This is a genomic window from Loktanella sp. F6476L, from assembly GCF_023015725.1.
Lineage (GTDB): Bacteria > Pseudomonadota > Alphaproteobacteria > Rhodobacterales > Rhodobacteraceae > Yoonia.
The window spans coordinates 1-20,739 of the sequence record NZ_JALKAR010000024.1 but is presented as its reverse complement, the minus strand read 5'-3'; the positions used below and the strand labels follow the sequence as shown (position 1 = coordinate 20,739).

Here is a 20,739-nt window from a genome sequence, read left to right as displayed (position 1 = left end):
GGTTTGGGATCATCGTCGTTGTCGTAACAGAGATCAGCCTGATATCGCCGCCCATCGGATTGAATGTGTTTGTCCTGAAATCTGTAGTGTCAGATATTTCAATTCGAACGATCTTTCGCGGCGTATTGCCATTTTGGCTGGCAGATTTAATCCGCCTCACTGTATTGCTAGCGTTTCCCTATATCTCTCTCATATTGATACCTTAGGTCTGCGCTGGGTCGAGCATAACTATGAGGCGCAAACGGTCGTTATCGAAACTGAAGACGCGACTTCGCTTGATTTTGGTAAGTTTTTGGCCATCCTTGCAGACCAGACATTCACGCGATGTGTTGCATTTGGTAAATTGGGATCTTCGCAGCCGTTAGTTGCACCGCGTAAGCAAGTCTGGTTCTGCCGCGGACGCATTTTTTGTTAGGCTGAAAGGCAGGTTTGCTCCGCCAATCTTCTGTAACACTTTGATATCTAGTAAATGAAAATGGCAATTTTCGGGTAGTTTCGACACTTTGTGATGTTTCACAGTATTCTTCCTTTCCTGTCACAAAGCTTCCTATTTCATGCAATGAGCCATTTCCTTTGGCGGTTGCGTAGATCTGCTAGCCGGTGAAGCCCGTAAGTAAAGTTGGTGCGTCGCCACCTCGGTTGCGTAGCCGCGTCGCCGCAATCCTGTTAAGTGGTCTCGACTTTACCGATATGAACGGCCCTTACAAGCCGTTCACATGGCGGCGCGCTGCTGCAGTGCAACTTCCAGAAAGCCGACATCCAAAAATATGTCCATATAAGCTTGGTAGGGCCTCCTTTTGGAGGCCACGCTTTGCTCGGACGCGTTATACATGATGACAAGGCGCACGCTTGAATTAACATCGAGCAACGGTCCCCAACCAATCCAGAAATACGCCCAACCGGCGCAGGCCCGAGACGCGGGTGAGGTAGAGCGCTGAGATATTCAGCGGGTCCGATGAAAGCTGTCCGGGGAACAGCTCGACCAAGCGCTCAGCGCGAATATCATCTGCGATCATGAAATCGGAAAAGCGCGCGATGCCCAAGCCGCCTAATACCATCTGGCGCACAGCCTCTCCGTTGCCTGCGGTCAGGGCGGGCGGAACCGTCACGGGGGTGGATAGTCCAGCAAAGCGCAATGTGTTGATATGATCGGGGGCCGCGAAGCGCACCTGTTCCAATTGTGCGAGGTCTGCAGGCGTTTCGGGCCAGCCGTTGCGATCAAGATATTCCGGCGTCGCCACCAATTTCCAAGCGGCGCGCCCCAAAGGCCGGTACAACATGTCGCTGTCCGGCAGCTGACCCAGTCTGATGGCAACATCTGCGTGGCTTCCGATCAGATCCACCAGCGTATCCGTCATATCGATCGACAGCTGAATGTCCGGGTATTTTGCGTGGAACTCGGCCAGTCGCGGGGCAAGAACATGCAGGACATAAGGGACCGGCGCATTTACACGCAGAGGGCCGGCGGGAGCCTGCCCGCTGGTCGAGATTTCTTGCAGGGCTTCGCTGCGGTCCAAAATCTCGCGCGCCTCGGCCAGAACGGCTGCCCCTTCGGGGGTGATCTCGATGGACCGCGTCGTGCGCCTTAGCAACGTAACCTTCAATTGCTCTTCCAGTCGCGTGATTGATCGGCTGAGGGTCGATGCAGACACACCCCTGCGCCGCGCGGATTCAGCAAAGCCGCCGTCATCAACGATCCCGACAAAGGCAACCAAATCCCCCATGCGCAGCAATTCATGCAGTTTCTGCAATGATCCATTCCAAACCTGTCTGTTCTCGCAACAGATAGCGACAGGCATATGTGGCGTCGACATCAAATTTATTGGAGAAAACCGATGCCCCTTGCCCTTTGGGCGCTGACCATCAGCGCTTTCGCCGTCGGAACGACAGAGTTCGTTATCGTCGGCCTGCTTCCCACCATCGCCGCCGATCTTGGCGTTTCGATTCCTTCTGCCGGCCTACTGGTCAGCCTTTATGCCCTTGGCGTGACCATCGGTGCGCCAGTGCTGACCGCCATGGCAGACCGCGTGCCGCGCAAGACGCTGTTGCTGCTCTTGCTGGGGCTGTTCATCCTTGGCAATGGCTATGCCGCCTTCGCGCCGGATTACGGCAGCCTTGTTGCGGCGCGCTTTATCACTGGTCTGGCGCACGGCGTACTCTTTGCCATTGCCTCGACCATCGCCACGGACCTTGTGGAACCGGAAAAAGAAAGCTCGGCCATTGCGCTGGTGTTTCTTGGTCTGACGGTCGCGCTGGTCACAGGTGTGCCTTTGGGGACGTTCATCGGCCAAAACTTTGGCTGGCAGTCGACCTTCCTTGGCGTTGTTGCGCTTGGCGTGATCGGTTTTATCGCGTCTGCCATCTTGGTACCCGCCAATCTGACCAAAGCCGCCTCGGCAGGGATCAAAGCGCAGCTGCAGGTGCTGACCTCGCCGCGTCTGTTGCTGGTCTATCTGATCACGGCTGTCGGCTATGGCGGTAACTTCATCGCCTTTACCTTCCTTGCGCCGATGCTGAACGAAGTCACAGGCCTGTCCGCAGGCGCGGTTAGTCTGGTGTTGCTGCTTTACGGTGCATCTGTTGCTGTAGGGAATATCGCGGGTGGCAAACTGGCCGACCGTATCGGTGCAGTGCCTTCCCTGACCGTGATCTTTGCGGGCCTTGCGATATCACTGGTTGCACTTGGTGCGTTCCTTACCAGCCCTATTGCAGCCATCGCGGTCGCGGCATTCTGGGGCGGCTTTGCCTTCGCTAACGTGCCGCCGCTGCAGTCTTACGTCGTGCAAATTGCGCGCGAAGTTTCGCCCGGTGCTGTTGACGTAGCATCTGGCCTGAACATCGGTGCGTTCAACCTCGGCATCGCCGGGGGTGCATGGGCCGGTGGTCTTGTGGTCGAGGGGATCGGCCTTGCCGCAGCACCCTACATCGCCGCCGGAGTGGTGGTTGTCGGGATCGTTTTGGTGCGCCTTTCTGGCCGCCTGAACGGGGCAGCGCCTCAAACCGTCGCTGCCGAATAACCATCGACTGCCCCGCCGTGTCTTCGATGCGGCGGGGCAGGAAGTGAAAGCGGAAACACTCGCATTGGAGTGGATTAATTCATACTATCGGCCACTGCGCTTTGTTTTCGGGACCACCCTGCCATGGCATCTTTCGCTTTAAGGGCTGCGCATGGTTTCACATGTAAAGAGTTGCCGCTGACCGCCCGAATTATTAGAGCCTTGCGAACAGCCCTCATCAGACATTGCCCCAAGGATCCCTATTCTGCGGTGCGATCCTTGGAACGAGCAACTCGCGGCAACAAGAGGGTGGCGCATTCACAGTTCGCGGTCAAAGTCGCGTCAGATCAAATATCTGAGATGATTAGATCTCGAATTTTTACCGCTTTTTCAAAGTGGTCCAGTTCGTGCGTTTTGATCCACCATTCGGCGGCTTCCATTAGTAAGGCCGGGTCATCATTCTTGTTGGCAAAAAACGCATAGAAAGAGAGACCTACCGCCTCTCCCTTTTTGGCGATCTTTTCATTGCAGACTGCAACGGCCTTATTTCTTAAGCTTGCTCTCATGCTGTTTTCAACCTCTCCGGCGACGGGCACTCGCACAGAACATAAAGCGAACACCCTTGGACTGCAACTTGGGGTATTTGTGTGGTTTGCGCCTACTCTTGCCGCCCACCATGGTGCTAAAATGCTTCGGTTGCCCCCGTATTGTCGACGTTGCCATCAAACGCCAACCTAGGGGCTGATCGGACACATTTTGCCAAGCCTCATAGTTAATAGAAGCGGAGTGGCCGCCACTTGTTTGCTTTGCCGACTTACTTGAACTCTATATTCAGCAATGATGACCACTTCAGAACGCAAATGGTGAAGAACCGTGAGGACGGGATCGCAACACAACCGTTATTCCATGTCGTCGTAGGAAGTTAATTTCGAGATCGAACCGACGTCTTCCAGCGATCTATGTACGTCGAAAACCTCTCTCCAACGTTAGAAATTCCCGCATCGACAGGCATCGGCCATGATTTATCCTGATTGAAGAGCAAGGCCGCTCCGATACTTGTGCCCGTTGCAGTTTCGCTTGTGACGACGGGCCTGCCTGTGATGCCTTCCAGCATCGCTACAAATTCTGCATTACGTGCGAAGGGTCCTTCGACGACCGTCGGACCCGCCCCATTGATCAAGTCCAGACAAGTCCCTGCCATCAGGGCGAGGTAAAACGACACGGCAACGGCGCGTTCTCCCGATCCAAAGGCGGGTTCCTGACCTTGCCACTGCATTGCAATGCCTTGGAACGGACCTGTACCGGATTCGATTGATGGCAAAAGCATCAAGGATCGGTCGAGAACATTTGCGACGTCTTGCTCAGTTACCGCGTATGCGTGACCATTCTGAATGATCTCATATTCGCGTCCCCCCATGAACCGCGCACTCGGAACGGCTTGCCCGCGTGCGTTGACGTTAACCAGAGTGTCGCGGGCCGGATCAAGTGGCGGAATTGCCGACCCAGCGTCGCCTGTCAACGACATCGCGATCACCCACGTCCCCGTCGAAATAACTGACGCTGGTTCGTCGCGCGAAATGATATGAGGGTATAGAGATGCGTTGGAATCGTGGATACCGACGCAAACGGGTGTGTTTGGATTAAGCCCCGTGGCCTTTGCAATGTGCGGCAGTATTGGCCCGAGTATATCGCTAGGATAACGTACCGGCGCGATCTTATCGCGGATTCCAAAGGTCGCGGGGAGGTCGGAAAATGTGGCCGTATGGGGATTCCACAGGTCCGTATGACAGCCCAGAGAGGTGACATCTGTCGCGCCAACACCAGTCAGGCGGTGACCCCAAAATTGCGGATAGGTGACGATCTGCTCCGTCCGATCCTTGAGGGTCGGATCGGTTGTGAACTGATAGTGCAACTGCGCACCGATGTTCAGGCCACCGACCATGTCTGGCGATCCGGTCTCTGCAAAATCGGGTTTAACGGTCCTATAGGCTGCGACTACTTCCGCAGGGTATTCATGTTCATAATCAAGGATCGGAGCAGCGAGTGTTCCGTCAGCCGCTAGCAATGCAGCACAGGCACCGTGGGTGGTGATGGAAATGGCGTCCACGCGGTGATCGTGATGGAACGTCGCCAGAGCATCCAGCAAGAATGCCCAATGCCCATCGACATCGTAATGGGGCCAAGGCGGACCTGCCAGCACGACATTGGGGCGCGTGACCACAGCAATCTCGGTCAATGAACCCAGATCAACCAAGGCGAGCTTTGCGTTTGTTTTGCCGATATCAATGACGGCGATGTGTTGCGGTCTTTTCATGGCATATGAAACAGCGGTGTAAGCGCTACGGCAACTGGCGAGTGATCCGCGTTCGTTTCCATGATGTCCCCCATATAGGCCCACCATTTTTGCATCAGGGGGTGATTTGGCAAATCGTCCATGCCGTGATCGTCGGTGCGGGTGAGAACGCCGATCAGATGGTTGGTGCTCTCGTCCAGATGGATCGAATAATCGCTGACACCAGCACCGTGCAGCAGATCGACAAGCTCGGGCCAGATCGCATCATGGCGACGTTTGTATTCATCGGCCATGCCATCGTTCAGACGCATGCGAAAAACGTAACGCGCGGTCATGATTTGCGCCGTGCGGCAGCCATCGCCCAGAGACGCGGCAAGGCAATGACCCCGATCAACAACAGACCGATGAAGATCGACATCACGATGCCAGGCACGTTCAATAGACCCAACCCGAAGGTGACCAGACCCATCACGAAGGCTGCGATGACCACGCCCGGGATCGTGCCGGACCCACCAAGAATATTGACGCCGCCGAGGACAACCATTGTCACGACCTCAAGCTCCATTCCCGTTGCAATGCTTGGCCGCGTCGACCCAAGTCGGGACGTCAAGCAGACCGCCGCGATCCCCGACATAAGCCCCGTTAGCAGGAACAGGATAAATTTGACCCGTTGCACACGGATGCCGCTAAACAATGCACCGGTCGGGTTGTTGCCGATCGCATAGACAGCGCGGCCAAAATTTGTTTTGTGCAGCAGCACGGCATAAATCGCGGCGATGATGACGAACAGCAACATTTCCACCGTGAAGACCCAGTAGATATACCCCTGCCCGAACCAAGAAAAGCTGGACGGATAGCCACTGAACGACCCGTCCCCGAGGATGATAAAACTGATGCCCCGAAACAGGCTCATCGTGCCGATGGTCACAACGATGGACGGCAAGCCGAGTATGGTCACGAAAAACCCGTTGAACGCGCCGCACAGCAGCCCGACCGCCAGACCGATTGCAACCAGTTCGGGTGTTCCTGCGCCGTATTGCATAGCCAACCCCATAGCGGTACTTGCCAGCGCAATAATCGACGCGACCGACAGGTCGATCTCACCAGAGATAATCAGCAACGCCATTGCGAAGGCGATCATCGCCTTTTCGGTGAAGTTAAAGGTTGCGTCGCTGAGGTTCCAAGCGCTGAGAAAATACGGCGACGCAAAGCTGTTCACCACAAAGATCGCGATAGCAACGGCGAGCAAAAGCGCTTCCCAGCTTTTGAAAACACGCACGGCACGGCTGTTTAGCCGATCCGGGATATGGCGGGTGATAGTTGTGTCCGTCATTGGGTGACCTCTGCGGATTTAAGGATAATGCGGCCTTTGGTGCGGCCAGACCGTGCATTGAATGCGACTGCAATCAGGATTGCCGAGCCGGATATGGCAAGCTGCCAGAACGGCGAAATGTTGACGACAGGCAAGGCATTCTTGACCAACCCAAGGAAGATCGCGCCCAGCACGGCCCCGCCGACGGACCCGATGCCACCGGCGATGGAGATCCCGCCAATCACGCAAGCAGCCACGACTTCGAGCTCGAAACCGCCAGCGATATCCACATAGGCCACCGCATATCTCGCAACCCACAAATACCCAGTCAAACCAGCCAACGCGCCTGATACGACGAAGGCCCAAAACTGCGTCTTGCCGACGTCGATCCCTGTGTAGACAGCTGCGTGGGGGTTGCCGCCCACAGCGAAGATGGACCGCCCGAATTGGGTGCGCGACATCATTATGCCAAACACAATGACGGTCATAATTGCGATCCATGACAAAACCGGCAAGCCCAACAGAATAGCGCGCGGGAAGCCTGTAAAAGCGGGGCTCATTTCATGGGAATTGACCCACTTGCCGTCCGAAATCAAAAAGATAATCCCACGGAATATCGTCATGGTGCCAAGCGTCACAACGATTGGCGGGATCGACAGTTTCCATACAAGCACACCGTTCACCGCCCCCATGACCGCACCCATAAGAACCGCGATTGCAATGATAACGGGGATCGGAAGGCCGGGCATAACGACGTTAATCATCGCGACGGCCATGCCCGTCAGGGCGAGGTTCGCGGCCACTGACAGATCAATACAGCGGGTCAGGATCACCACCATTTGTCCTAGTGCTAGGATGATTAACGGTGCGGTATCGTTGAAGACATTTGCCAGATTGGCCGGCGCGACGAAGCCCGCGAAACGGGATGCCACGAGGACAATCAAGATCAGGATCGCGCTGCCAAGGATGGCTTCGCGCACAGGAATGAAACGCATCATGGTGCAACGCTTTCTGTTTGTGTTGTAATGCCCGCCGCGTGGCGCACCAATGTTTCAGGTGTCACCTCGTCACCGGTCAATTCCGACGCGATCAACCCGTCACGCATGACAATGACCCGGTCGGACATGCCGATCACCTCAGGGATTTCGGAACTGACCATGATGACGGACAGGCCTTGAGCGGCCAGCTCGGCCATAAATTCATGCACCGCAGCCTTTGATCCGATGTCGATGCCTTTGGTGGGCTCATCCAGAATAATGACCTGCGGTTGCGTCGCCAGCCATTTGGCGATCACGACCTTCTGCTGGTTACCGCCCGAAAGGTTACCAATATCTTGGTCTAATGACGCTGCCCGCAGGTCTAGCCGCTCGGCGTATTCACGGGCCAGTTTGAATTCTTCGGCAAGTTGCAGAAAACCATTCCGAGACGTACGCCCAAGAGACGGCAGTGTTATATTCTGGAAAATAGGCAACCCGATCACCGCGCCCTGTTTGCCGCGATCTTCGGGCACATAGACGATCCCATTTTCAACGGCCTCCGCGGGGGAGCGGATCACCTTGATATCGCCATTCACGCGGCACGCGCCTTTGGACGGTTTTGTGATCCCGAACAGTGCTTGCATAAATTCGGACCGGCCCGCGCCGACTAGGCCGTAAAACCCGAGGATTTCCCCGCGTTTCAGGTCGAAATTGATATCGGCAAATTCGGTCGGGTGGGAATATCCCACGACCTTGAGGACTTCGTCGCCCACATCGTGGTCACGGTCGGGGAATATCTGATCCACAGACCGCCCGACCATCATGGTCACTAGATCACCCTCAGTGATGTCGGCAATTAATCCGTCACCTACGAATCCTCCATCGCGAAACACGGTATATCGGTCGGCGATGCGAAAAATCTCGTCAAACTTGTGGCTGATGAACAAGATCGCTTTACCCTGCGCCTTGAGGGTTTCGACCAGTTCGTAAAGTTCTTCGATCTCTTTGTGGGATAGCGCTGCGGTTGGTTCGTCCATGATGACGACACGGGCATCCACGGAAAGAGCGCGGGCAATTGCCACCAAGTGTTTGTTGGCAATTCCAAGGTCGCGAAGTTGGGTGTGACTGCTGAACGGCGCACCGATTTCAGCCAAAAGGTCAGCCGCATTGCGATGCATCTGCGCCGTGTCGATTAACCCGAAACGGTTACGCGGGGCGTGGCCGATGTAGATATTTTCGGCCACGGACAATTCATCGAATAGTACCGTTTCTTGGTGGATCGCGGTGATCCCTGCCTTGGCCGCGTCATTGGGCGAAGCGAAGGTAACGGGGTCGCCATCAATGCGGATCGTACCACCGTCAGTGCGATAAATGCCCGTCAGAATCTTGACGGTCGTCGATTTGCCGGCACCGTTTTCCCCAACCAACGCAGTCACTTGCCCAGGATAAAGATCCAGCTTGACCTGATCGAGTGCCTTCACGCCAGGAAAAGTCTTTGTGATCATGTCCATCGAAACAACAGCGGACGAGTTGGCGGGCGCGGTCTGCGTCGTCATTGGGTGGCCTCGTTTTGTCGGGGGGATAAGTGTCTGTTCCGGCGCAAATCCTGCGCCGGAACAATATGGGTGTTTAGAAGATCGACTTGAAATCGTCGATGTTGCTGGCGTCGTAAACAAACGGATCAGCCATCGCGCCTTCGTTGTTTTCGTCCAGCGTCAACGACCCCATGCGACCCATCGGGATTTCCGCGCCGGGGGCAGCTTCAGCACCATTCTGGCTCAGTTCATAAGCGAGCATCGTTGCGGAGTAGCCCAAATCGATCGGGTTCCAGATTGCAAATGATTGGGATGCACCGGATTCAATCGCACCCGCCATCTCGGATGGTAGTCCAAGGCCCGTTACGTTGACTTCTCCGACTTTGCCCGCGTCCACGACCGCCTGTGCAGCGGCCACGATACCTACGGATGTTGGCGCAATGATCGCATCCAGATCCGGATAGGACTGCATCAGGCCTGTAGCCTCGCGGTAGGATTTATCAGCGAGATCGTCGCCGTAAACGGTGGCAACAACTTCGATGCCCGGATAGTCGCCCATCACCTTGTTCATCTCTTCCATCCAGATATTCTGGTTGGTGGAGGTCGTTGTGGCAGACAACAGAGCGACCTCGCCGCCATCAGGAAGGTGATCCGCGGCCAGTTTGATGATCATGTTCCCGATCAGCGGGTTAGACGACGGGTTCAGGTGCAGTTGGCGACCCTCTGGTGCCACACCGGAATCCCAGCTGATCACGGTGATGCCGCGCTGCATGGCGCGTTTCAGGGCGGGCACCAACGCGTCTGTATCGTTCGAAGAGATCGCAATCGCGTCAACATTTTGCGCAATCAGTGCGTTGATAACTTCGATCTGGCCTTCAGCGGTCGTGTCTGTCGGACCTGTGTAGATGATCTCGACGTTGCCCAATTCTTCAGCAGCTTCTTGCGCACCCTCATTGGCGGCTTCAAAGAACCCAATGCCGAGCGCTTTGACGACCAATGCAATGCGCACATCATCCTGTGCCAATGCAGGTGAGCCGAACATTGCGCCGGCCAACGCAACAGATGTTGCTAATTTCTTGAGTACACTCATGGTTTCCTCCCTGGAGTGGTTGTGATTGAGCTGGCTAAGATGCCATCCCGTCTTTCTGCGCGGCACCTATAGGCACCACGATCAGTGTTACATCAGCCGCCTCAAGCATGGCCGCGGTGCGGTCATTGATGCCTTCGTCGGTGATGATTGTGTCGATACGTTCAAGCGGGCAAAGCACGAGGCTTGAGCGGTTTTCGAATTTGGAGCTGTCCACCAGAACGATCAGTTCTTCGGCTTGCCCGATCAGCTTGTGTTCCGCCTGAATAAGGAGCGGATCTTGTTCCATCAGTCCCAGTGGGCCGATGCCCTGCGCGCCCATGAACATGCGTTTCGCATAAAAATTACGGGTCACGTCGTTATCGAAAGGGGACAGAATGATGTTTTGTTCGCGGTAAATGATTCCGCCAGACAGCATCACCGTATTTGTCGTGTTCTTAAGCAAATGTTCGGCGATGGGAAAAGAGTTAGTAAAGACCTGCATGCGACGCGACGCCAGCGGATGCACCATTTGAAAGGTCGTTGTCCCGCCGTTGATGATAATGGGCTCACCGTCTTCGCACAGTTCGACAGCTGCAGCTGCAATTGCCTGTTTTTCGGCGATGTTCAGCGTTTCGTTTACCGAAAAAGGACGCCCGGCCAATCCGACAAATGGTTTTGATGTTAAGGCCTCGGCCCCACCCCGCACACGACGCAGACGTTTTTGTTCGTCCAGCGTATTGATATCGCGGCGTATCGTTGCCTCGGATGCGCCGGTCAGCGAACACAGGTCGATCACTGTGACAAGTGAGCGGTCTTGAACGGCGGAGAGGATAACGCGGTGGCGGTCGTTCTCGTGCATTGGGTGGTCCTTTCGTTGGGCCAAACTGGATTACATTGCGGCGTTATGTCAATCATTTATTTTCAACTTCAATCATTCTGCATCGCAGCATGATTGAATGTGATTGAAAGTGATTGACTTTATAGTTGCCGCCCGTCAGCTTGCTGCTAACAAATTGACCTTAACCTGCCCTCCACGGAGAGACACATGACCGCTTCGAAACCGAATCAACGCCTTGAAAACAAATGGGATGCGGCCAAGGCCGAAAGCATGAGCGAACCAGAGAAGCTCCTTTATCGTTCAAACTTGTTGGGGTCAGACAAACGAATCACCAATTATGGTGGTGGCAATACATCTGCAAAGGTCATGCAAAAGGATCCACTGTCCGGCGATATGGTAGAGGTCTTGTGGGTCAAAGGGTCCGGTGGCGATGTCGGATCGATCAAGATGGACGGGTTTTCGACTCTCTATATGGACAAACTGAACGCACTGCGCGGCATTTATCGTGGCGTTGAATTCGAAGACGAGATGGTTGGCTACCTGCCCCACTGCACCTTTAACCTGAATCCGCGCGCGGCCTCTATTGATACGCCGCTGCATGCTTATGTGCCAAATAAACACGTTGACCACATGCACCCTGACGCAATCATTGCGATTGCGGCAGCCAAGGACAGCAAGGCCCTAACGCAACAGATTTTTGGCGACACCATCGGGTGGTTGCCGTGGAAAAAGCCGGGGTATGAATTGGGTCTTTGGCTTTCGGAATTCTGCGAAAAGAACCCCGATGCCAAAGGTGTTGTACTGGAAAGCCACGGCCTGTTCACATGGGCAGATGACGCGCAAGATTGCTACGAACTGACGCTTGAGATCATTCAGAAAGCGATGGATTGGTTCGCTACCGAAACCGCAGGCAAGGACGCTTTTGGCGGTGCTGTGCATAAAAGCCTGTCCGCAGATGAACGCCGAACTGCAGCCGCACGGCTGATGCCTGCCATTCGCGGGTACGTGTCCGGTCAACAGCATATGGTCGGGCATTTCACTGACAGCGATGCGGTGCTTGAATTCGTCAATGCCAAGGATATGGAACGTTTGGCCGCCTTAGGCACGTCCTGCCCCGACCATTTCCTGCGCACAAAAATCTGCCCGCTCGTTGTGGATTTCGACCCCGCCAAGCCGGATGTTGACGCGACGATTGCCGGACTTGAGGCCGCAATCGCTGAATACCGCGTTGGCTATCAGGCCTATTATGACCGCTGCAAAAGGGACGACAGCCCTGCAATCCGCGACCCTAACGCGGTGGTCTATCTGATCCCCGGCGTCGGCATGATCACATTCGCCAAGGATAAGGCGACAGCGCGGATCTCTGGCGAATTCTACGTTAACGCAATCAACGTGATGCGCGGTGCGGATGCTGTTTCCGAATATCAGGGGCTGCCTGAACAGGAGGCATTTGATATCGAATACTGGCTTCTGGAAGAAGCTAAGTTGCAGCGCATGCCAGCGCCGAAATCAATGGCTGGCCGTGTGGCACTGGTCACTGGTGGTGCAGGCGGCATTGGAGCTGCGACCGCCGAACGGTATCTACGCGAGGGCGCTTGCGTGATGCTGGCGGACATCGACGACGCAGCCTTGACTGAAACCTTTGTTGGGCTGAGCGGGAAATACTCAGCGGACGTGGTGCGTACCGTGAACATGAACGTGACCGACGAAGCAGCAGTTGCCAACGCCTACAACGCCATCGCCGCTGAATATGGTGGCGTTGATATCCTCGTGTCAAACGCCGGCATCGCGAGCTCTGCCCCGATCGAAGACACCTCTCTTGACCTGTGGAACAAGAACATGGCGATTCTGTCGACCGGTTATTTCCTTGTGAGCCGCGAAGCGTTCAAACTGTTCAAAGTGCAGGATATGGGCGGGTCGGTCGTCTTTGTGGCATCTAAGAACGGCCTCGCCGCATCGCCAAACGCTTCTGCCTATTGCACCGCCAAGGCGAGCGAAATTCACCTCGCCCGTTGTCTCGCGCTCGAAGGCGCACCTCTGGGTGTACGCGTCAATGTCGTGAACCCTGATGCCGTGCTGAAAGGCTCCAAAATCTGGCAAGGCGAATGGCTGGACCAACGTGCGGGCACCTACGGTACCGACAAAGACGGACTTGAGGAAATGTACCGCGAGCGGTCCATGCTGAAACGGTCTGTGCTGCCCGAAGACATTGCAGAGGCCGCTTATTTCCTTGCCTCTGATTTATCGGCAAAATCCACAGGCAACATCATCAACGTTGATGCCGGCAACAAAGAGGCGTTCACGCGCTAAGCGTGAACGGGTCAGGGAGGATCATCATGAGCTATGAAAGCGCGAAAGCCGCCTTTGCCGATTGGGGCGTCGATACAGAAGCAGCCCTTGCAAAACTGGCAGGGATTCCGATTTCGATGCATTGCTGGCAAGGCGATGATGTCGTTGGCTTTGAAAAGAAGACCGGCAGTTCGGGAGGCGGCATTCAGGCAACGGGCAACCACCCCGGACGCGCCCGCACCCCAGACGAACTGCGGGCCGATCTGGAATTTTCATACAGCATGATACCCGGCAACCACCGGCTGAATTTGCACGCATGCTATCTGGACACAGACCAGAACCCTGATCGCGACGAGATTGAATTCAGTCACTTTGCGCCATGGGTAGACTGGGCTAAAGATCAGGGCCTCGGCCTTGACTTCAACCCGACATTCTTTGGCCATGCCAAGGCTGATGATAATTTAACACTCAGCCATCCGGATCAAGGAATCCGCGATTTCTGGATCGAGCATGGCAAACGGTCCCGCGATATCGCGGCGCAGATGGGCGCGGCGCTTGGGTCGCCTGTCGTCAATAACGTTTGGGTTCCGGATGGATATAAAGACACGCCCGTAGATCGCTACGCCCCGCGCAAACGGTTGGAGCAATCGCTGAATGCAATGATGGCCACGCAGCACGACAAGGCGCAGATGCTGGATGCGGTGGAAAGCAAGCTATTCGGCATCGGCGTTGAGGCCTGCACAGTCGGTAGCCATGAATTTTACATGGGTTACGCGATCCGTAACGAAACCCTGTTGTGCCTCGACATGGGGCATTTCCACCCGACTGAAAACGTTGCTGACAAGCTCAGCTCTGTTGCCCTGTCGGTGGATGAAATCCTACTGCACGTCAGCCGCCCGATGCGCTGGGACAGTGATCATGTGATCCTGCTGGACGACTCGATCATGCAAATGGCACAGGAGCTGGTGAGTTCCGATCTGCTGGATCGCACACACATCGGTCTCGATTTCTTTGACGCGACCATTAGCCGGACGGCAGCTTGGGTGATTGGCACACGCAACATGCAAAAGGCATTGCTGCGCGCACTATTAGCACCGTGGGAGCAGTTGAAAACAGCCGAGAACGCCCTGGATTATACTTCTCGTCTCGTGGTGACTGAAGAAGTCAAAGACCTGCCATTCGGCGCGGTTTGGGCGGAGTTCTGTGATCGGATGGGCGTCGCAGAGGGCAAAACGCTCATCTCGGCCCTCGCTCAGTATCAATCGAGCGTAGAAAGTCGCGGTTAACAAATCGCGCCGCAACCGCGAAAATAGGTGGTATTCAAACCTATCTTGTGCGGACAAAACCAAGTGTGGTTGTGCCCTTGATCAGGCACAACCTGTTTTTAATCTAGAAACTCCACACCAGCCCTAAGCCCACACCCAATGCGGATGATTTACTGGTTAACGGGCTATCGATATTCTCGCCGATGTCTTCATAACCGATTTGGGCGACCGCTATGATAGCGTCAGTTACAGCGTAGCCGATTGTAATGTCGGCGAAAGCAGTGGTGGTATCGTTAGCCGTATATGCGCGCCGGTTTGTGGTCGCTTCTACGTCACTTACACCGTAAAGAAATTGGTTCAGTTTGGCGGTTCGGTATCTCGCTCCAACAGACGCATCAAATTGCACATCTCCAACCAACGTTGTGTAACCAATGGTCAAGTCGGCCTCAGTCCCGCCATGGGCGTCAGTGATATCTGTCAATGTGTTAAGACCGACATAGGCGTTTCCAAACGCGAGCTGCGTGCTGATCCCGGCCTCGACCGCATCATCACGCTTGAGCCCTGCGAACCGTGGGTTTTTATCGGGAAAGACGGGCGCGCCGCGGTATCCCAAAACAACATCCAATTGTCCAAGACCATAGTCGTAGAATTGATAGGACAATCCGTCGACGCCGATATGCAGCCTGTCAGTATCGTAGCTAATGATCGGGGCAAAGCCGACTTCCTGATCATCACCTAGATAAACATCTGTCGCACCCGTAGCGAAAACGCCGATTGTCCACGGCCCGTCCGCCGATGCGCTTGTGCCCGCACACATGAATGCCAACGCGAGAAGTCTTTTACACATGAAGTTTTCCTTGATTGAAATGTGATGTCTTTCAATCGGCAAAACCGAGTTCCACGTCGTCCATATTAACAGGGACGGACAGTTTGGCAGGGATTTTGAGCCTGAGCAGTCTGGCATCTGAGCATTGTTTGGGACAGGTTGCGGAATGAACCAAATTCTTGTCGAACTGATTAGTACCGCGACGGTTGCGATTGCCCTTTTTGGTGTCGCATTTAGTTTAATGCAAATGCACTACCGTCACGTGAACCGTAGTTTTGCGGCTTTCCTGGCTTGTGTGGCCTGCAACAACGTACCAGACGCCCTATCGCGGATGTTGGACATGATGCAGGGCAGTTTTGTGCAATCCGTTAGTCTGGCGCTTTGGCTATGTAGCGCATTGTGCTTGGCACCTACGCTGTGGATTTATGTCTATACCCTGACGTCTGATGCGCAAAGGCGACCTAAATCGCTCGGACGCCACTTAATCCTTCCGGTGCTCGGCGCTGTGGTGGGTGCCGCGCTAATTGCCAGTCCTGACGAGACACGCGCATCTTTCTTCTCCGAGACTAGTCTACCGACCGAAGGATGGGCATTGGCAGTCCTCGCATCGATTGCTGTCCTTCAAGTCGCGCTTTATCCGCAGTTGGCGTTCTATCTCTATCTGATCGTGCGGCGCCTTGTGCAGTACAAACGCAAGCTGCGGGATGTCTATGCGAGTACTGAACAACATGAACTGCGTTGGATTTATGTGATTGGTGCACTCGGGGGCTTGTTCTGGGTCGCGCAATCGCTGATTTTGGCTGCTGCCTTAAACCCCAATTGGGCGTTTGTCCCAATGGCGATGCTCAGTTTATTTGGGTTAGCATTGTTTGCAGCGACAACGCTATGGGGGCTACGGCAACGCCCGCCCTTAGTGCCGGACGTTGGTGAAGACGCTGTCGGCCCGGCATCCACCAGTTCACCCAAATACGAAAATTCAGCCCTGAGTACGGAAGCTTCAGCCCGTATCGCGCGCAAATTGCGCGCCGCAATGGAAGTCGACCATCTGCACCGCGATTCCAACCTGTCGCTCTGGGCATTGGCCCGTCATACCGGTGGCTCACCCAATTACATCTCCCAAACCTTGAATGAAATCATCGGCGAAAGCTTCTTTGATTTCGTCAACGGTTACCGTGTCGCTGAGGCGATGAAGTTACTCGCCACGACGGATCAAACCGTGTTGTCCATCACCTACGACGTTGGCTTTAATGCGCGGTCGTCATTTTACAACGCCTTCAAACGCGTGACGGGGCAAACACCGTCACAATATCGAAAAACAATGTCCGTCCGTGAGGGGATGGACGACGCAGACAGTGTGGTGCGTCACACCTGATCTCATTAAGATGATCAGGAGAACACAGATGAACGCCCGCCGATCCTTCACAATATTCTGGCACAGGCTAACTGCGCTGCCGCCCCAAAATTCTGCGCCCCGTCTGCGGACGAGCAAATTGACCCTCGGATTCGCCTTGGTACTGTCGGCCTGTACGGGGCTTGCCGGCTTATCCAAGCGGCCACAAGATCCGGATGACAGGCGCTATAAAATCGAAACTGTACAATTTGCAGGCGGGTCTGGTGCGACCTTGGCGGGCGAGCTGACAATGCCGCACGTTGGTGGACCGTTTAAGGCCGTTGTGTTGATATCGGGTTCCGGACCGCAAGATCGCAACGAAGCATTGGCGGGGCACAAGCCGTTTTTGGTGTTGTCCGATCATCTGACGAGGGCAGGTTTTGCGGTGTTACGTTATGATGACCGTGGATTTGGGGAAAGCACGGGTGATTACGACACCGCCGACCTGAATGATTTTGCCGATGACGCGGCAGGTGCTTTCCGCTACTTGGTTACGCGCGCTGAGATTGACACCAATGCTATTGGCTATATCGGCAGTTCTGAAGGCGGCTATATCGCGCCTGTTGCTGCTCAGCAGACCGATCCGGCATTCATGGTATTTTTGGCCGGTGCTGCACGGCCTCTATTGCCCGAAGTCTTGGTCACACAAACAACTGACCTGTTACGCGCAGAGGGCGCGGACCCGGATCTGATCGCGCTTGCCGCACAGCAATACAGAGAAGGCTCCGCCATCTTGGCGCAAGACGCACCGTTGGCAAGAATACGCGGCGATCTCGATGATTATCTGAAAGGCCAAGGTCTGCGGCGTGCAGCCCGCAACGATTTTCTGGACCAATTCGCAACACGGTGGGGCGTCAGCTATGCGCGGCATAACCCTGTGGCGGCGCTCCGCGCGTTGACCAATCCGGTGTTGGCATTGTTCGGCGAAAACGATCTGCAAGTCTCCGCCGAAACAGAGGCCCCCGTAATGCGCGCGGCCTTACGCCACCCGCGCTCGGAAGTGCATGTGGTCCCAGGGGTGAACCATCTGTTTCAACCCTCCGCAACGGGATTGCCGTCGGAGTACGCGAAAATCAACACAACCATATCAGTCAGCGTCATGGCCAAAATCAGCGCATGGATCGCGGCAAACTAGCGTCCCTCACATCTACGACACACACCAATCCCTTCGGCTATGCGCCACAGACCCTAAACATGGAAACCTTATGAAACTTTTCGTCCTCACCGCCACAGCCATTTTGCTTACAGCCTGCGCATCAGAAACAGTACCTGTGGCCAAAATGAGTTGCGCAGAATTGGCCCGCAACATCGGAAAAGCTACCCAAGTCAGGGACACCGCCACGGTTGATACTATTGCAGGTACAGTTGACATGTTGGCAGCCGAATCCACCGCAGATGAGATTGCAGGCGGTCTTGAATCGCTTGCAGGTGATTTGACACATGTCGCGGTCACGCAAGAGCTTGACGCGCTCAATCGCGCCTTTCGCCAAAATGGATGCAGCTGAAACCAACGTCCTACCACTCACGCAAGCACGTGAAGGGTCACCACTTGGCCTGTCGCAACCCTAAACCCCATTGGATGCCATAAATGCCAAACTATTTCATGCGCCTCACCTTTTTGATCGGGATGACGCTCCTGACAGCATGTGAAAGGCCGCACGGCCCGATAATAAACCCGCAACCTCCGATAGAGGAGCGCATCACATTCGGTCTAGCCGGATTGGCGCTGGGAACCATTTTTCTCAGTGTGCTGCTTATCGATGGATTTTCGGATGGCGTCGAAGGGATCTTCTCCGGGGAGCCGTAACCGCGACAATCTTTGCGCATGGGCATCTGCGGCCTTATGAGGATTCAAGTCATTCGAATGGGATCAATATCGGTCCTTTTCGCAGTATTGGGTCATATGACGTTTCGACGAAGAAAATCCACCTCAGACGCTCAGTGAATGGGTAGCAATTTTAATCTATCACTCAGGGGTCCGTCTTGACACACATACACTGTCTTGCAGTTAACTTCGGATGGCTAATCTTGGCAATCGAGACAAAATTTCTGCGAGAACAAGATGCTCCGGTTGTTATGACGAATGTCTTTTTAAGAGCCATAATGGGTCAGCTGAATACTGGCTACAGCAATGTCCGCTTACCCTCGCTTTCATTGCACCGCATGCGGATGCAGCAAACGCCCGCTTCCCGCCCTCACTGAAGGATAAGCCTCGAAATCAGCGCCTCAGCCCGATCCAGCATCCTGGATACTGTGCGCAAGCTAAGGGGTCGGTCTGCCAACATTCCATGTTCAAATACGTCGTCTAATGCGGAAAGGCTTGGTTCAGGAAGTCCACGTCGTTCACCTTCTGATATAGCAAAGTCTCGCAACTGGGTCCGTGACAGATTCGGAAAGTCAAGAACCACGCAACGGCTTTGTAGTGGCTCAGGTAGGCCCTTTCGACTGTTCGCGGTCAGCACCCAGTTGGCCCAGGACATATCAAAGCGGATTTGGCAAAATGGACATTCCCAGGTCTGCGCGGTCATACGCTCCAACAGTGGAAGTAGAGCATCTGTCAAAGAATGACGCGCACCATTAACGTCTCCGGTCTTCTCAAGTTCGTCGACGATCACAAGGGGCCAGCGTGGCGTTCGCGAAGAACTGTTTGTATAAGCTTGCCAGAAGTCGCGCTGCCCCATCCACGCTGCGTTCCAACCAGAGAAAATTTTGCTGGTTCTCCGGTCGCATCAATCTTGGTCGTTGGCACAGCAAGGTGGTGCGCCAGACGGCGGGCCCAGAAACTCTTGCCTATGCCCGGCGACCCAACCAACACCAGCGGGTTAAATCGTAGGCCCGGCAAGCCTTCACGCGCCGAAGGCCGTGCCAGACCTCCTCCGTCGCGCGCGCCGTCCAGTGCATCTCTTCATGCAAGGCGGCGGCGATCTCACCTGCTTTATGTTCTGTGACGATACGGGTAACCGAAGCCCCATCACGCAATGCGTTCGATTGCGTCTTAGCGGGATCCGACAAATGGTTCATGCCAGACAAGATTTGCATGCGCTCCAAACACCGGATCGCACGGCGCTTGGTCATTTTACGATCGCTGTCGTTGATCAGCTGATGCCAAAGGACAGCATCATTACCATGATCCACGCTTCCCGCAGCCATCAACTTCCGGTTCCTTATCTCGCGTAGTGTTTCTTTCAAGCGATCATCCACCTCTCTTACGCGGGGCAGCTCATCGATAAGTTTCAGGGAGCAGAATGGAATAGGTGATTTTAAAAGCGTCATGGTGGATCCCTTTCGTCTCGCCAACCCATGTGGTTCGCGCCAAAGGCCTGACCCGTTAAGGTTCGGCGATTGATTGTGAAAGGCGCCGGAGCCTGTTGGACAATTGATGAACACATAGATTGAACTGAGTCAAATCAGCCTCAGCGGCATTTAGCCCCCATTCAAAATTGCCTCTCCGGACGTGCAGAAATATACTATATCGTTGATAAAAAGCAATATAACGGAAAGTCAGATTGACCAATGCTAATTTTGCGCATGCTTCTTGTTTCTTTTGCGTACGCTTCTGGTTTTTCTGGCTTTGAATGAATGTGGCGATCCCGGGAGGACTCGAACCCCCAACATCCTGATTAGAAGTCAGGTGCTCTATCCAGTTGAGCTACGGGACCACATTCGCTTTCCTACCGCTTCACCATGTTAGGTGCAATGGTATGGGATTGTTACGCGGGTTGTTGTTTAAGGATATTTTGGGGGACAGGGCCTATGCGTTTTGCCGCTTTTGAGGTTTACCCAATAGAGGATTCCATGCAACGCTAACGCTATGGCGAAGTCTTTATTTATTTGAGGTTTTTGTGTTTATCGCCGAGAGATACGGTTGGCTTCTTATTAGATTTGGCAGTGACTTACTCTCCCACGCCTTAAGACGCAGTACCATCAGCGCAGCGGCACTTAACTGCCG

19 protein-coding genes and 1 tRNA gene are annotated in these 20,739 nt (G+C 54.7%); 8 read left to right on the top strand and 12 right to left on the bottom strand.

Annotation, left to right across the window (positions count from 1 at the left end):
* A partial coding sequence (locus MWU61_RS19375; RefSeq protein WP_247130133.1) for a TRAP transporter large permease subunit occupies nucleotides 1-206 on the top strand: 206 nt, incomplete at its 5' end.
* Between the two features lie 648 nt (nucleotides 207-854).
* Here the strand turns inward: MWU61_RS19375 and MWU61_RS19370 are convergent.
* A complete protein-coding gene (locus tag MWU61_RS19370) occupies nucleotides 855-1,751 on the bottom strand; it encodes a LysR family transcriptional regulator (protein WP_247130132.1) in 897 nt (298 codons plus the stop codon).
* A gap of 84 nt (nucleotides 1,752-1,835) precedes the next feature.
* On the opposite strand from MWU61_RS19370, the gene MWU61_RS19365 reads away from it, so the two are divergent.
* The gene (locus tag MWU61_RS19365) at nucleotides 1,836-3,017 is read left to right on the top strand and encodes an MFS transporter (protein ID WP_247130131.1); all 1,182 of its coding nucleotides are present in this window, start codon (nucleotides 1,836-1,838) and stop codon (nucleotides 3,015-3,017) included.
* 326 nt (nucleotides 3,018-3,343) lie between these two features.
* Here the strand turns inward: MWU61_RS19365 and MWU61_RS19360 are convergent, their stop codons facing one another.
* From MWU61_RS19360 to MWU61_RS19325, 8 genes are all read right to left on the bottom strand, one after another.
* Nucleotides 3,344-3,562: a DUF6500 family protein gene (locus MWU61_RS19360; RefSeq protein WP_247130130.1), complete on the bottom strand. Its 219-nt coding sequence runs from the start codon at nucleotides 3,560-3,562 to the stop codon at nucleotides 3,344-3,346.
* Nucleotides 3,563-3,918: 356 nt separating this feature from the next.
* Complete coding sequence (locus MWU61_RS19355; protein ID WP_247130129.1) at nucleotides 3,919-5,310, bottom strand: FGGY-family carbohydrate kinase; 1,392 nt, start codon at nucleotides 5,308-5,310, stop codon at nucleotides 3,919-3,921.
* Complete coding sequence (gene rhaM / locus MWU61_RS19350; RefSeq protein WP_247130128.1) at nucleotides 5,307-5,624, bottom strand: L-rhamnose mutarotase; 318 nt, start codon at nucleotides 5,622-5,624, stop codon at nucleotides 5,307-5,309. The genes MWU61_RS19355 and rhaM overlap by 4 nt, the downstream gene beginning before the upstream one ends.
* Nucleotides 5,621-6,622 (bottom strand): ABC transporter permease, encoded by a 1,002-nt coding sequence (locus MWU61_RS19345; protein WP_247130127.1) that lies wholly within the window; start codon nucleotides 6,620-6,622, stop codon nucleotides 5,621-5,623. Before MWU61_RS19345 ends, rhaM begins: the two co-directional genes overlap by 4 nt.
* Nucleotides 6,619-7,599: an ABC transporter permease gene (locus MWU61_RS19340; protein ID WP_247130126.1), complete on the bottom strand. Its 981-nt coding sequence runs from the start codon at nucleotides 7,597-7,599 to the stop codon at nucleotides 6,619-6,621. Before MWU61_RS19340 ends, MWU61_RS19345 begins: the two co-directional genes overlap by 4 nt.
* Entirely contained in the window at nucleotides 7,596-9,134 is a 1,539-nt protein-coding gene (locus MWU61_RS19335; RefSeq protein WP_247130125.1) for a sugar ABC transporter ATP-binding protein, read from the bottom strand. The genes MWU61_RS19340 and MWU61_RS19335 overlap by 4 nt, the downstream gene beginning before the upstream one ends.
* A 73-nt stretch (nucleotides 9,135-9,207) precedes the next feature.
* Complete coding sequence (gene rhaS, locus MWU61_RS19330; RefSeq protein WP_247130124.1) at nucleotides 9,208-10,203, bottom strand: rhamnose ABC transporter substrate-binding protein; 996 nt, start codon at nucleotides 10,201-10,203, stop codon at nucleotides 9,208-9,210.
* Between the two features lie 34 nt (nucleotides 10,204-10,237).
* Nucleotides 10,238-11,041: a DeoR/GlpR family DNA-binding transcription regulator gene (locus tag MWU61_RS19325; RefSeq protein WP_247130123.1), complete on the bottom strand. Its 804-nt coding sequence runs from the start codon at nucleotides 11,039-11,041 to the stop codon at nucleotides 10,238-10,240.
* A gap of 186 nt (nucleotides 11,042-11,227) precedes the next feature.
* On the opposite strand from MWU61_RS19325, the gene MWU61_RS19320 reads away from it, so the two are divergent.
* Together MWU61_RS19320 and MWU61_RS19315 are read left to right on the top strand one after the other, a co-directional pair.
* Nucleotides 11,228-13,330, top strand: coding sequence for a bifunctional rhamnulose-1-phosphate aldolase/short-chain dehydrogenase (locus tag MWU61_RS19320; RefSeq protein WP_247130122.1), 2,103 nt, complete (start codon nucleotides 11,228-11,230; stop codon nucleotides 13,328-13,330).
* A gap of 26 nt (nucleotides 13,331-13,356) precedes the next feature.
* A complete protein-coding gene (locus MWU61_RS19315) occupies nucleotides 13,357-14,595 on the top strand; it encodes an L-rhamnose isomerase (RefSeq protein WP_247130121.1) in 1,239 nt (412 codons plus the stop codon).
* A 103-nt stretch (nucleotides 14,596-14,698) separates the two neighbouring features.
* On the opposite strand, the gene MWU61_RS19310 is transcribed toward MWU61_RS19315, so the two are convergent.
* Entirely contained in the window at nucleotides 14,699-15,421 is a 723-nt protein-coding gene (locus MWU61_RS19310) for a MipA/OmpV family protein (protein WP_247130119.1), read from the bottom strand.
* Nucleotides 15,422-15,566: 145 nt separating this feature from the next.
* Between MWU61_RS19310 and MWU61_RS19305 the strand changes: the two genes are divergently transcribed.
* From MWU61_RS19305 to MWU61_RS19290, 4 genes are all read left to right on the top strand, one after another.
* Nucleotides 15,567-16,772 carry an AraC family transcriptional regulator gene (locus MWU61_RS19305; protein WP_247130116.1) on the top strand — a complete coding sequence of 402 codons (1,206 nt, stop codon included), beginning with the start codon at nucleotides 15,567-15,569 and terminating at the stop codon, nucleotides 16,770-16,772.
* A gap of 118 nt (nucleotides 16,773-16,890) precedes the next feature.
* On the top strand, nucleotides 16,891-17,925 hold the full coding sequence (locus tag MWU61_RS19300; protein WP_247130114.1) for an alpha/beta fold hydrolase: 1,035 nt from the start codon (nucleotides 16,891-16,893) through the stop codon (nucleotides 17,923-17,925).
* Between the two features lie 70 nt (nucleotides 17,926-17,995).
* The gene (locus MWU61_RS19295; RefSeq protein WP_247130112.1) at nucleotides 17,996-18,295 is read left to right on the top strand and encodes a hypothetical protein; all 300 of its coding nucleotides are present in this window, start codon (nucleotides 17,996-17,998) and stop codon (nucleotides 18,293-18,295) included.
* Between the two features lie 83 nt (nucleotides 18,296-18,378).
* Complete coding sequence (locus MWU61_RS19290; RefSeq protein ID WP_247130110.1) at nucleotides 18,379-18,597, top strand: hypothetical protein; 219 nt, start codon at nucleotides 18,379-18,381, stop codon at nucleotides 18,595-18,597.
* A gap of 983 nt (nucleotides 18,598-19,580) precedes the next feature.
* Here MWU61_RS19290 and MWU61_RS19285 read toward each other — a convergent pair.
* The gene (locus tag MWU61_RS19285) at nucleotides 19,581-20,063 is read right to left on the bottom strand and encodes a hypothetical protein (protein WP_247130108.1); all 483 of its coding nucleotides are present in this window, start codon (nucleotides 20,061-20,063) and stop codon (nucleotides 19,581-19,583) included.
* Between the two features lie 309 nt (nucleotides 20,064-20,372).
* A tRNA-Arg gene (locus MWU61_RS19280) sits at nucleotides 20,373-20,449 on the bottom strand.
* Nucleotides 20,450-20,739: the final 290 nt, after the last annotated feature.

Excerpts from the sequence above, each read along its gene's own strand:
- MWU61_RS19345 (WP_247130127.1), bottom strand. The coding sequence starts at position 6,622 with ATGACGGACACAACTATCACCCGCCATATCCCGGATCGGCTAAACAGC.
- MWU61_RS19360 (WP_247130130.1), bottom strand. The coding sequence starts at position 3,562 with ATGAGAGCAAGCTTAAGAAATAAGGCCGTTGCAGTCTGCAATGAAAAG.
- MWU61_RS19290 (WP_247130110.1), top strand. The coding sequence starts at position 18,379 with ATGCCAAACTATTTCATGCGCCTCACCTTTTTGATCGGGATGACGCTC.
- MWU61_RS19325 (WP_247130123.1), bottom strand. The coding sequence starts at position 11,041 with ATGCACGAGAACGACCGCCACCGCGTTATCCTCTCCGCCGTTCAAGAC.
- MWU61_RS19305 (WP_247130116.1), top strand. The coding sequence starts at position 15,567 with ATGAACCAAATTCTTGTCGAACTGATTAGTACCGCGACGGTTGCGATT.
- rhaM (WP_247130128.1), bottom strand. The coding sequence starts at position 5,624 with ATGACCGCGCGTTACGTTTTTCGCATGCGTCTGAACGATGGCATGGCC.
- MWU61_RS19285 (WP_247130108.1), bottom strand. The coding sequence starts at position 20,063 with ATGACGCTTTTAAAATCACCTATTCCATTCTGCTCCCTGAAACTTATC.
- MWU61_RS19310 (WP_247130119.1), bottom strand. The coding sequence starts at position 15,421 with ATGTGTAAAAGACTTCTCGCGTTGGCATTCATGTGTGCGGGCACAAGC.
- MWU61_RS19335 (WP_247130125.1), bottom strand. The coding sequence starts at position 9,134 with ATGACGACGCAGACCGCGCCCGCCAACTCGTCCGCTGTTGTTTCGATG.
- MWU61_RS19340 (WP_247130126.1), bottom strand. The coding sequence starts at position 7,599 with ATGATGCGTTTCATTCCTGTGCGCGAAGCCATCCTTGGCAGCGCGATC.
- MWU61_RS19315 (WP_247130121.1), top strand. The coding sequence starts at position 13,357 with ATGAGCTATGAAAGCGCGAAAGCCGCCTTTGCCGATTGGGGCGTCGAT.
- MWU61_RS19365 (WP_247130131.1), top strand. The coding sequence starts at position 1,836 with ATGCCCCTTGCCCTTTGGGCGCTGACCATCAGCGCTTTCGCCGTCGGA.
- rhaS (WP_247130124.1), bottom strand. The coding sequence starts at position 10,203 with ATGAGTGTACTCAAGAAATTAGCAACATCTGTTGCGTTGGCCGGCGCA.
- MWU61_RS19355 (WP_247130129.1), bottom strand. The coding sequence starts at position 5,310 with ATGAAAAGACCGCAACACATCGCCGTCATTGATATCGGCAAAACAAAC.
- MWU61_RS19320 (WP_247130122.1), top strand. The coding sequence starts at position 11,228 with ATGACCGCTTCGAAACCGAATCAACGCCTTGAAAACAAATGGGATGCG.
- MWU61_RS19295 (WP_247130112.1), top strand. The coding sequence starts at position 17,996 with ATGAAACTTTTCGTCCTCACCGCCACAGCCATTTTGCTTACAGCCTGC.